Genomic DNA, 13,222 nt, shown 5'->3' with positions numbered 1-13,222 from the left:
ACAACAATGAAGGTCACTGAAGAGAGAATCATAGTTTATATGGCTACAATATTTGGAAAAGAATAAATACTAATATAAAAATGAAAGAACATGAAAGAAGTAATTTTTGACTCGGGCTAGACTCCTGAGATGTATAGACTTTTGTCTTCAAAAGAGATCCGAACTAAATTTATCCGACTAAAGATAGTTTTTCAAACGGATAAAAAGACACCTGAGATACTTAGACTACACTTAGTTGATTCTCAGTAAAACCTCAAAAATTTGATTAAAAGTTTTATAATTCCTAATATCAATTAACGATGAAAATTTCTACATTAAAATTATTCACAGTTTTACTAATGGTATTTGCCATATCTGTCAGTAACGCACAAAAAAAGGTTGCATACATTACTTCTAATCGAGCAATGGATGTAACAGCTTCTAAAACAGATGATGACGCGATAATCCGATTGTTAAAAAAAGATGCAAACTTTGACGTAACAGTCTTTGCAGTAGCAGATGATGCGACTGTTGACCTGAATGGTTTCGATATAGCAGTTATTCAGGAAAGTTTTGGCTCAACTTCTGGTATTTTATCACCCTCAGGATCAGCTGCTCTGTCACAAATTTCTATTCCTTTCCTTTATAATAAAGTTTGGGCAATTAAAGATGGTCGGGCCGTTACCAGTGGCAGCCCAACCGGGGGAGGAGAAATTGTAGGCACAACCATAGAAGTAGACCCGGCAAAGCAGTCTCATGAATTGTTTAATGCCATCACCTTTACAAGTAACAAATTTGATGTATTCAAAGAAACAGCTGATGATACAGGGGCTGACGGCACGAAAGCATTAAACTATGCACGCGATGTTACATTGTCCAATACAAATACTTTATTCGGGACAGCGAGTGAAATTACAGATGCGGCAACAACTATATTTTTGAACGATATCCCGGCCGGAACACAAATTGGATCTGAAACGTTACAGGCAAGAATGATTGCCTTTGGGCAAAATTTTGGTGCGATAAGTAAAAATAATGGCACAAATTTTACCGATAACGGAATCACACTCTGGCGTAATGCGCTGTACAGCTTAGCCAGGCTTCCTGTCCCCACTACACCTGTAGGGGCAGCTCAACCTACAAAAGTTGCATACCTTACTTCTAACCGTACAATGGATGCAACAGCTTCTACAACAGATGACGATGTCATAATTCGTTTATTAAAGGAAGATGTAAACTTTGATGTAACTGTTTTTGCGGTAGCAGATGATGCTACTGTTGATTTAACAGGCTTCGAATTAGTCGTCGTTCAGGAAAGTTTTGGCTCCACTGCTTCTATTTTATCGCCAACAGGTTCAGCAGCATTATCTCAAATTTCAGTTCCTTTCGTTTATAATAAAGTTTACGCATTAAAAGATGGCAGGGCCATTGCCAGTGGCAGCCCAACCGGAGGGGGAGATATTGCTGGTAAGGACATAGAAGTGGATCCGGCAAATCAATCCAATGAATTGTTTAATGGTATTACTTTTACAGATAATAAATTTACGGTATTCAAAGAAACTGCCGATGATAATGGTGCTGGCGGAACAAAAGCATTAAACTATGCCCGGGGTGTTACAATGTCGAATACGAGTACTCTGTTAGGCGAGGCAGCTGAAATTACAGATGCAGCTTCCAGTATATTCGTTAATGATATACCTTCCGGGACGCAAATTGGTTCTGAAACTACACAAGCAAGGATGATTTCCTTTGGGCAGAATTTTGGTGCAATCAGTAAGAATGGCGGAAAGAATTTTACCACGAACGGTCTTACACTTTGGCGAAATGCGCTTTATAGCTTAGCTGGCATTACTGTGCCTGCTACTCCCTATGTAGGAGTATTGGTTGAACCGGATTTGGGACCTGTAAAAATCATTAATATTGATTTTGGCTCCGATCAAAACATGACTACACCCAATTGGAATAACTTTACAGCTAATCATAATAATCCTGACTCTGTAATGCAATTGATTGATTCCGGGGGGAATGAAACCGGGATAGATGCTTATGTATATGATACTTTCAGTTCAGTAAACAGTTCAGGAACTACTACTCCTGACGTTACTCTGGACATGCCAGCAAGCGCAACTTCTGACAGTTATTACGGACATGCAGGGGAATTTAATGGAAAAGAAGTCCCAACAGGAGGTTTCAAGTTTGTAAACCTCGATCCAAATACAGCATATAGTTTTACAATATTTGGTTCCCGGACAGCTACAGATAATCGTGAAGCAAAGTACACTGTTACTGGTCAAAATATGGGGACTGCAAGTCTGAATGCAGCCAGCAATACATCTGAAGTTGCTACGATTGAAAATATCAATCCGGATGGTAATGGCGTAATTACACTTGACGTTTCAAAAGGAGAAAACAATGATAATAGTGTAGGATTTTTTTACATCGGGGCAATTCGTATTGCCTATGATACAACTACTACTGTTATGGAGTTGGATGCTTTGATTAATATTGATTGCGGGGATAGTGCAACACTGGCACAACCCTACTGGAACAACTTTAGTATTACCCACAATACTGATGGCACAACAGTTCAGTTAGTCAATGCCGAAGGGGAAATGACTGGTATAAGTGCTTACGTTTATGATCCATTTAGTGCCGTTAATACGGCAGGTACTACATCGCCGGCAGCAGCAATAGATATGCCTGTTAACGCTACGTCCGACAGTTACTATGGGCATACCGGAGAATTTAATGGGAAAGTTATTCCATCGGGAGGTTTTAGGTTTGAGAACCTTAAACAAGGCTCCAAATATACTTTTGTAATATTTGGTTCAAGAACCGCATCAGATAACCGGGATACAAAATACACCGTAGTTGGTGGAAATACCGGAACAGCTAATCTCAATGTCGCCAGTAATACATCTGAAGTTGCGGTCATCTCTGATATCACTCCTGATGCAGAAGGTAAAATAGTCCTAAATGTTGAAAAAGGTGATGCAAATGATAATAGCACGGGATTCTTTTATATTGGAGCCATACGTATTCTGTCAGACGCGATAACCTCAAATGATGAATTGAAGCTTGATGATGATGAAATCTCGGTGTATCCGGTTCCTTTCGATAATATAATTATGCTGGATAAGGTCCCGTTGTATAGCACCGTTTCAGTTTATACAATAACTGGAAGTAAGATATTGGAAACCAGAAATAATGAGGGTGGAAAAATGTCCCTGAACACCTCAGATCTTAAAGCAGGTATCTATATTCTTAAAATATCAGATAATGATACCAAAATAAAAGCATATAAAATTATTAAGAGGTAAGCTGACCGAAACTGTTTGTGATTTTAAATTAATACTCTTTTGCTTTAGGAGTTTTTCTAGGAGTATGTATGTTGAAAATACCACCCGGAATCTTTGCCGGGTGGTTATTTTTAGAACACCAGTCTAACCAATGTACATAATAATTTGTTAATAAAATCAATTTGTCTGACCCCGACTCTAAAGGGAGTAGATTCCTGCCAGACACTAGGATAGAGTTTTCAGTATACCCTCCAGGATTGGGGTAAAACTGAAAATCAAAGTAATATAGTACCGTGGAATAAAACTTGAACAATTTCTAATAAGCACTTTGATATTCCACTTATCCTGTTTCGAAATAATTGTTTGTCTGGATCTTAAGTGTATAAAAGTTTGAAAATAAGGTTATTCATTATGAAGAAGATAATATTATTAATTATTACTTGTTATTTCCCATTTATCAACTCCCTTAGCGCGCAGGATAAAGCTGTGACAATTGTAGTATTGGGGTCATCGACTGCAGCCGGCTCCGGTCCCTCTGATAGTGACAATACATGGGTTAATCGTTATAGAAGATATATCCAGTCGGTTAATTCACAAAGTTCTGTCATTAATTTAGCGAAAGGAGGTTACAGGACTTACAATATTATGCCGACAGGTTATATTCCCCCTTCTGGTCAAGCCACTCCGGACGATTTGAGAAATATTACAAAAGCTTTAAACTATAACCCGGATGCTATTATTATAAATCTTCCCAGCAATGATGCTTTTTCAGGAATACCTGTTACAGACCAATTAAGAAATTACGATACCATAATGAAACATGCCAATACAGCAAATGTTCCGGTTTGGATAAGTACAACTCAGCCAAGAAGTTTCGATCAAACCCGTATAAAACTACTTACTGATATGAGGGATTCCACCTATACACATTTTGGGGATAAAACCCTTGATTTTTGGACTGAAATTGCTACTGAAAATAACACAATTAATCCTATTTACGATAGTGGGGATAATGTACATTTGAATGATGCTGCCCATGGCATATTATTCCAACGTGTTGTAGATGCTGAAATTTTGGAGTTCCTTTCTGATTCTTATCTCCAGGCAGAGAAGTATATTTCTGCTTCAGGTGTTGACATATTTAATGATTTTTACGGAAATTCAGGCGATGGATTTATCCGTTTTGCAAAAAATACAGGCGCATCAGCTACATATAAACTTATTTCAGAAGTAAATAAAAGTGTTGATTTAACTTTCAGGTATTCCAATAAGGATGGTATAACGGTTGCCAGGTTGTTCGTTAACGGAGATATTATTCCTGAAACTCTTAATTTTATGCCAACCGGATCGGAAGAAATTTGGAACAGAATTAAAGTTACCATAAATCTTTTAGAAGGTGAAAATAGTGTTGAGGTTAGGTGTTCAGATGAAGGAGGCAGTGTTTGCCTTGACTTCATCTCGTGGAAGGATCCCCAGGTGAGCTATCCTAAATCTTCATTAACGGGCAATCTTTCAGGTATTATTAATATTGATTGTGGCTCTAATCAAAACCTGTCGACACCAAACTGGAATAACTTCACCGCTGCAAACAACAATCCGGATTCCAAAATAAAATTAATCGATTCAAAAGGAAATACTACCGGTATTATTGCCTATGTAAATGATATTTTTAGTGCCGTCAACACCTCGGGTACTACTACACCTGATGCATCACTGGAAATTCCCGCAACCGCCAGTTCTGACAGTTACTATGGGCATACAGAAGAATTTAATGGGAAGGTCGTCCCAAAATGTAGTTTTATTTTTGAAAATCTTGATACAGATGTTGAATATGACTTTAAAATATTTGCTTCCAGGGAGGCTACAGATAACAGAGATACAAAGTATACCATAGTTGGTAGTAATTCAGGGACAGCTAATTTAAACGTAGCAAATAGCACTTATAAAATGGCAGTTATAAATAATATTGTGCCGGATGACCACGGGAGGGTTACCCTAAGTGTTGAGAAAGGTGCTAATAATACAAATAGTTATGGATTCTTTTATATTGGCGCAATACGCATCCTTTACGATTCTCCTTTAGTTACAGACAATAATGAATTGGGGTTGGATATAGGCAATATTAATGTTTACCCTGTCCCTTTTTATAATACCCTTTCTGTGGCAAATGTACCTTTACATAGCATTGTTTCTGTTTATTCGTCCACAGGCGATAAAGTATTCGAATTAATTCATAATAAAGGCGGAACAATATTCCTGGATACTTCAGGATATGCTGAAGGGATATATATCCTAAGGATATCAAACGAGGATTTATTATTTAAGTCTTTTAAAGTAATTAAAACGTATCCCCGCTACTAAACAGGCCATTTAGATTCTTTTAGAAGTTATTACTTTAAGGTAAATTGGAGCTATTATGGTTTCATATTATGTTGTAAAATACCCAAGCGAATAGAGAGCGTAACAAAAAAAATATAATTCATACGCAGGGTTGAACCCCCTTTGGGGTTCTTCTCGTATCCGCTTCATTACCACGGGTAAAACCCGTGGTAATTATTGTTTAATCCCTTTCGGGATAATGAAGTGCCTGAAGGGCATAAATAAAAATAGCCCCGTGCGAAGCTCAGGGAAGGCAATACAGGGTAAAGAGGCAATCCCGGAGTGGGTTGAATTTTTGATAGCCAGCTAATATCAACTCTGATTCGCATATTTCAATAAAAAGTTATTATTTTGGATTTTCTAAGGAATTATAAATGGCATAAATCTTATAGCAGTTGATGTTGAAAAACGATGGTATATATGTGTCGGCTTTAAAGCTTGGGAACGAACAGGTGTTTAAAAAAATTATGGAGCACTGGTATAAGAAACTATTCAATTTTGCAAAAGGTTATTTGAATAATGATGAAAATGCCCGGGAGGTGCTTCAGGATGTTTTTCTGCAATTATGGGAACACAGAAACAATTTAGCGGATAATACTTCTTTAAACGCCTATCTGTTCACGTTAACACGTAACCAATGTATTGATTTGATTCGTAGAGAGAAGTTACTCCTTCAGTACCGCACAGATAAAAGTGAGGAATACATGCAACTGTCAGAAAGTTTTGAAGCATTATCCGCCCCGGTACTGGATGATATATTTACCAAAGAGTTTCAAACCGAAATTGACCAAACCATCTGCTCATTGCCTGAACAATGCCAGAAAGTATTTTTGTTAAGCAGAAAAAATGGGCTAAAAAACAGGGAAATAAGTGAAATGCTTCAGCTTTCACCCAAAACGGTTGAGAGTCACATTACAAAAGCCTTAAAAACTATCCGCGGGGCGCTGCAACAAAAATTCCCAGGTTCGTTTAACTTTCTGCTCCTTATTTTAAAAAATATGCCCGTGTTCTCTTTAAAGGAATAGTGTTGGAATTGTCATTCTTTCTCAGTTGGTTACATTATTTTTTTTGTGGCGTATTTTCTTTTTTTGAATATATGTTTTTCAGAAATTTTTAAAAAATTGAGTTTTTGACTCAGGGTATTTTGATTTCCATTCGTTTTAAATGTAAATGGAACAAATGACTGAAAAATTATTGTTCAAATATATTTCAGGCCAGGCAAACAAAAAGGAAATAGAGGTTGTTCGGGAGTGGAGTTCCGTTTCTGAACAACGAAAGGGCGAACTTTTAACGCTGAAAAATATTTGGATTTTGACGGGGCTTGACAATGAGATTGACGAGCAGAAAAAGGAAAACGAGATACGGAGGATAATGGCTCGTATACGTGAATTAACAATCAAAGATCAGAGGACAAAAACCAGGACCCTTTGGCTAAAATATGCAGCCATAGCATTCTTTTTGGTTGGTTTGTCCGGTTCAATCGGTTATTTTATTTCCAGTTCCCGGAATAATATTCTCCCCGACACGGGTTTTACCGAAATAATTACCCCGAACGGAGAGCGCTCAAATGTTGTTTTACCAGATGGTTCTTTAGTGAATCTAAACGCCGGCTCTGTTTTAAAATTTGTACCGTCGTTTTCAGCTGATGAGCGGGAAGTTTCCCTGCAAGGCGAAGCATTTTTTCAGGTTGAGCATGATGCTTCCCGCCCTTTTATTGTGAAAACAGGTAATCTGAAGATTAAAGTGCTTGGAACAAGCTTTAATGTAAGCAACTATTTGGAGGATTCATCGATCACTACCTTTTTGGAAAACGGGAAAATTCAGGTTCAGGTTGAAGATGACTATTTTGTTTTAAAACCCAGCGAAGCGTTGAAATACGATAAAGTTACCGGGAAGTCATCGAAACTGGAAGTTCCCGACAAACATTTTTCTGACTGGACCCGGGGCCAGTTAACCGTAAAGGGTGAAACAATTGAAAAACTGGCAAAAAAACTGGAACGGAGGTTTAATATACAAGTCGTTTTTGGCGACGAGGAAGTGAAAAAACATATGTACACCGGTTCAATAAAGGATAACAATATAGATATTGTACTGGAAGCACTTGAATTTGCATCGTCCCTTAAATATAAGCAGGAGGATGATGTAGTGTTTTTATATTCGAAATAAAAAGACCGGAAAATATTGGCTGTATTTTCCGGTCGCAGAGATAAATTAATGTGCCTAAATTGAGTAAAGTAGTAAAGGCACAATGTTTAACTTGTAATTACAAATCTATGAAAAAAAAACAAAAAAATGGGGAATCTGAATTTTACAGGTTGCTAAGAAAGGGGTTATTAATTATGAAATGCTTTCTCTTATTAATGTTTATAAGTGTATTGAGTAGCACGGCTTCTGTTTATTCACAAAATAAACGGTTTACTTTGAAGGAGAATAGTATTACCGTTAAAGACGTATTCAAGAAAATAGAAGAGCAAAGTAAGTTTCGGTTTTTCTATGAAGAAGGTAAATTAAATGTTCTTGAAAAAAAGAATGTCAACTTTCAGAATAGTACAATTGATGAAGTGTTAAATCATCTTTTCAACAAGTCAGAGGTTGATTACCGAATTCTTGAAAACGATTTTATCGTCCTGAAAGTAAAACCTGAAGTTCAGGATGTTTACAGGCAGGCTCAGCAGAGTAAAAAGGTTTCCGGGAAAGTGACTGACCCCGGTGGGCAGCCACTGCCGGGTGTTACCGTGGTAGTAAAAGGTACTACACAAGGTACGGTTACCAATTCCGAAGGGGATTACTCGCTTTCCAACATTTCCGAAGGCGCTACCCTGGTATTTTCATTTTTGGGAATGAAAGCTCAGGAGGTGGCTGTTGCCGGACAATCCCGAATCGATGTGAGCATGGAGGAAGAAACGATTGGGTTGGAAGAAGTAGTAGCTGTTGGTTATGGAACAGTTAAAAAAATTGACCTGACCGGTTCTGTTGGAAGTATAAGCTCTGAGACTATTGCCCAAAAGGGCTCAGTAAATGCAATGGAAGCCATACAAGGCAGAGTTGCCGGGGTTGATATTGGTGCATCTTCCGGTCGGGCTGGTACTGAATTTTCGATTAATATACGGGGGGTTAATTCACTGGAAGGAGGTAGCCCGATTTATGTGGTTGATGGAATTGTTACCGGCGATATAAATTACCTGAACCCGCAGGATATCGAAAGAATAGATATCTTGAAAGATGCCTCTTCTTCGGCCGTTTATGGTTCGAGAGGTTCTAATGGTGTGGTTATTATAACTACCAAACAGGGAGCCAGTATTAAAAAATCAGGAACTACCATTTCGTATGACGGATATTATGGCGTTAGATCAGTAGCCCGTATGCCCGATTTTATGGGCGGTCTGGAATGGTGGAAATACAGACAAAATGCTTACATCAGTAATGCGATACTAAAAAACACGGATTATGATGAAACTGTTGGAGGTTGGATTTATAGCCCGTTTTTGAGGCAACGGGTTACCGATGAGGAATTTACAGATTGGGCCGATGTGGTAACACAAACCGGAAACCAGCAGAACCATTGGCTTTCTATTGCAGGCAAAAGCGAGAATGGTATTTCGTATGTTATTGCAACAGGATACCAAAATGAAAAAGGGAATATCATTAACGAATCACTGGATAAATATAACCTGAAGGCTAATATTTACCATAAAATATCTGAAAAGTGGGAGACAGGGATGAATCTTAACCTGGCAGTTTCAGAACAGGAGTTGGGAAGTAGTAATTCATATGTTAATGCATTCAGGTTGCCTCCCATTGCATCGCCTTATGATTCTCTTGGAAACTTACTTTACCAGCCAGCTCAATATGATGGGTTTAGAACAACAGGAACAGTAAACCCATTATTGGATATGGAAAATTCAAAAGACAATACCCGGAGGTTTGTGGGGTTGGGGAATGTGTTTTTACAATATTCACCAGTGAAAGGATTGGCGTTAAAATCGACATTTGCACCAAGAATAGACCACAGGAGAAGAGGCAGGTATTATGGGTCTCTTACCGAAGAGAGAAAAAAGGAAGATCCCGCTGCGGAAATAAATCATGATCAATCATTTTCATTTATATGGGACAACCAGGTTACTTATACTAAAGAGATAGATGAACACAAACTTGATCTCCTGGGACTTTACAGCGTGGATTATTTCCGGGAGGAAGCAAGTTATATCAGGGCTGAAAACCTTCCATATAACTCCCTTTTCCATAATGTGGGTACTGCTAAAAGCTACCAGCAAATTAGTAGTGCATTTCTGAAATCGACTTTACTTTCTTTTGTGGGAAGGGTCAATTATTCATTTAGTGATAAATACCTGGTCACTGTTTCTAATCGCTGGGATGGTTCATCCAAACTTGCCGAAGGTTACAAGTGGGCGTCTTTCCCGTCGGCAGCTATTGCCTGGAGGGTTTCCGGGGAAAGCTTCCTGGAAGACAATAATGTGATATCAAACCTGAAAACCAGGATTAGTTATGGTTATACCGGAAATAATAATATTGATCCATATACCACACAGTTGCTTTCGAGTACCCAGACTTTTTATGATTTTGGCGGAGAAATAGCAAAAGGGTATGCTCCCAATGGAATTGTTAACAAATCCCTGACCTGGGAAAGAACAAGAGAATGGAACTTCGGGGTAGATATAGGCTTGTTTCAGGGAAGAATATCCGGTGCAGTTGATTTATATGACAGGCTGTCAAACGAACTGTTGATGACAAGAAAACTTCCTGTTGAAACAGGATGGGGATCATTGATTGACAATGTTGGTTCAGTAAGTAATAAAGGAATTGAACTATTGCTGAGAACAATAAACATAGAAACCCGGGATCTAACCTGGGAGACTACTTTTACTTTTACACGAAACAAAAATGAAATTGTTGAATTGTACGGTGGAACGGAGGATGATATAGGTAACAGCTGGTTTATTGGAGAGCCTGTTAGTGTAAATTATACTTATGTGTTTGATGGTATCTGGCAGGAAGATGAAAGAGCAGAAGCCCTGAAATACGGTCAGTTGCCCGGACAGGCAAAAGTGAAAGACTTAGATGATAATGATGCAATAAATTCTGATGATAAAAGAATTATTGGAAGCAGGTATCCCGATTGGTATGGTAGTTTCAACACAACCCTACGTTACAAGGGGTTCGACGCAAGTGCCTCTTTGTTAACACGTCAGGGGGTACATGTTTATAGCAGTTTTCACCGGAATTTTACTGACTTTACGGACCGGGGAAGAAATAAAATTAGCATGAGCTATTATATTCCTGAGAACACCGTTTATCCGGCCAACTATTCCAATGAATATCCCATGGTAAGGAATGCAGGTCCTTATTGGAAATCTGTAGGATATTATAAAGATGCATCATTTGTAAAAATGAAGAATATAACTTTAGGATATACCATCCCGCAGAGACTTTTAAGCAAATACGACCTCAAATATGCAAGGTTATATGTAAATGTTCTTAACCCCTTTGTTTGGACCGAATACGATGGCTACGACCCGGAATGGGCGAGTGCGTCATTTGGAAGAGGTGGTAACAGCTTTGTAACATATCAGTTCGGAGTGAACTTAAAATTCTAACAATAATAATTTTAGAACAATGAAAAAAATATTATTAATATCAGTAGGGATAGTTACTTTATTCATTACAGGATGCCAGGATTTTCTGGTTGAAGATAATAAATCAAATGTGGTTGCTGATGAGTATTATCTGACGGAGTCCGGCTATGCCACTTTATTTAGTTCCTGTTATTCTACTTTAAGAGATGTGTATGGAGGGGAGCCTTACCTGTTTTGTGCCGGCACAGATATGTATGAAGAAGGTCGTTCGGAACAGCCCGAAGGAATAAGTGAATACAGAAACCTGCTTTCTGAAGATTCTTATGTGAAAAGCTTTTTTAGCGATTGCTATCAGGCAATTCAAATGTGTAATACCGGGTTGTATTATAACGAACTGACAGAAGAAGTATCTGGTCTGGAACAGATGAAAGGGGAGTTGAGATTTTTACGTGCCAACTATTACTTCCTGTTGGTTCAGAGTTTTGGCGGAGTAAGCATTGTAACGGATATGATTAGTGAGCCTGTAACGGCTTTTGATCGCCCTTCGGCTGCTGATGTTTACACTTTTATTATTGATGAGCTAAAAGAATCCCTGGCCCTGGTTCCTGAAACACAGACCCAGTTTGGCAGGGTAACCAAAAGGGCTGTACGTCACCTTCTTTCAAAAGTTTACCTGACAAGAGGGTATCAGTCTTATGCGGAAGCCGATGATTTTTCAAATGCTGCCTCCTATGCAGAAGCAGCAATTAACGGACAAGGGCTTGACCTTTCGTTCGAGGAAGTATTCAGACCCGGAAACGAACAGAATCCGGAAGTAATTTTTTCCATTCAGTACGACAGGGTTTCCATGCTTGATCCAAAACAGGATGGTAACATGCAGTCCGCTTTCTTTGGGCCATATTACGGAGGAGAAGGTGCCTCAGAAAAGTATCCTTACAGAAGTTCACGGTTGGTATCGACCAAATATGTTTTTGACCTTTTTAATGAGAATGACTCCCGGTGGGAAGCGTCTTTTATGACTGTGTACTACGATAAGTATTATGACTATTATGATAAAGATGCCGAAAGCTTGGATGCCCTCTATTACTATGTGCTACCATGGGCATTCGATGATACCACAAGCTGGAGGAATGAAAACATAGAGCATCGTGCAGAAGCCTTGATCTGGCGATATGGTGATATCTGGTGGGCTGGTCCTTTAGGTATTGTTGGTGTTTCTGTTCCCACCGTAAGGAAATTTGATGATCCTTCTTCCGACTTTGGAACAAGCAGCAGTACCAGGGATATTTTTCTTGCCAGGCTTGGCGAAACTTACCTGATTGCAGCTGAGGCATACTTCAAAATGGATGATAATATAAAAGCAGCGGCAAAGATTAATGAAGTGAGAAAAAGAGCTGCTAAACCGGGAAAAGAAAGCCAAATGGAGGTAACCCCCTCCGATGTTGATATTGATTTAATCCTTGATGAACGTGCACGTGAACTGATAGGAGAGTATCATCGTTGGTTTGATTTAGCAAGAACCGGAACCCTTGTTGAACGCACCAAATTGTACAATAGGGAAATCAGAGGCTGGTTCCATAACGGGATCAATCCTTTTGAAGGGATTGATGGAAACCTGAAATTATTAAGACCTATTCCGCAGGAAGCTATTGATTTAAACAGTGGAAATTATCCGCAAAACCCAGGATATGGTAGTTAGTTTAGGTTAGACCAGGCAGGTATTTAAATACCTGCCTGTAATTTACTCCATTCATAGCAGCACCTCTTTCAATTTAATATACAAGTCCTGTTCAAATGTTTTGAATAAATTGTCTTCTGTTTAAGGAATTGGTTCTGAGATGGGTGCTGCTTTGTTCTTGTCAATTTGGTTATTGAGAATTTTTCAATTGGTGTGTGTGAAATAAAAACCATTGAAAAGAAACGATGCAATAATTATTGAGTATAACATTCACACAAAATGAAACAATTTTG

The 13,222-nt window shown here is 38.5% G+C and carries 6 protein-coding genes; all 6 read left to right on the top strand.

The window, feature by feature from the left end; genetic code table 11:
• Positions 1 to 299: 299 nt before the first annotated feature.
• Positions 300 to 3,299, top strand: coding sequence for a T9SS type A sorting domain-containing protein (locus D1164_RS09935; protein WP_119349816.1), 3,000 nt, complete (start codon positions 300 to 302; stop codon positions 3,297 to 3,299).
• A gap of 390 nt (positions 3,300 to 3,689) precedes the next feature.
• A complete protein-coding gene (locus D1164_RS09930) occupies positions 3,690 to 5,639 on the top strand; it encodes a GDSL-type esterase/lipase family protein (RefSeq protein ID WP_119349815.1) in 1,950 nt (649 codons plus the stop codon).
• 416 nt (positions 5,640 to 6,055) lie between these two features.
• Complete coding sequence (locus D1164_RS09925; protein WP_119349814.1) at positions 6,056 to 6,682, top strand: RNA polymerase sigma-70 factor; 627 nt, start codon at positions 6,056 to 6,058, stop codon at positions 6,680 to 6,682.
• Positions 6,683 to 6,836: 154 nt separating this feature from the next.
• Positions 6,837 to 7,823, top strand: coding sequence for a FecR family protein (locus D1164_RS09920; protein WP_172594407.1), 987 nt, complete (start codon positions 6,837 to 6,839; stop codon positions 7,821 to 7,823).
• Positions 7,824 to 8,017: 194 nt separating this feature from the next.
• Complete coding sequence (locus D1164_RS09915; protein WP_172594406.1) at positions 8,018 to 11,272, top strand: TonB-dependent receptor; 3,255 nt, start codon at positions 8,018 to 8,020, stop codon at positions 11,270 to 11,272.
• Positions 11,273 to 11,291: 19 nt separating this feature from the next.
• Complete coding sequence (locus D1164_RS09910; RefSeq protein WP_119349811.1) at positions 11,292 to 12,950, top strand: RagB/SusD family nutrient uptake outer membrane protein; 1,659 nt, start codon at positions 11,292 to 11,294, stop codon at positions 12,948 to 12,950.
• Positions 12,951 to 13,222 lie beyond the last annotated feature (272 nt).

This window comes from Mariniphaga sediminis (assembly GCF_003573545.1).
GTDB lineage: Bacteria > Bacteroidota > Bacteroidia > Bacteroidales > Prolixibacteraceae > Mariniphaga > Mariniphaga sediminis.
This window is presented reverse-complemented; position numbering and strand designations above follow the sequence as displayed.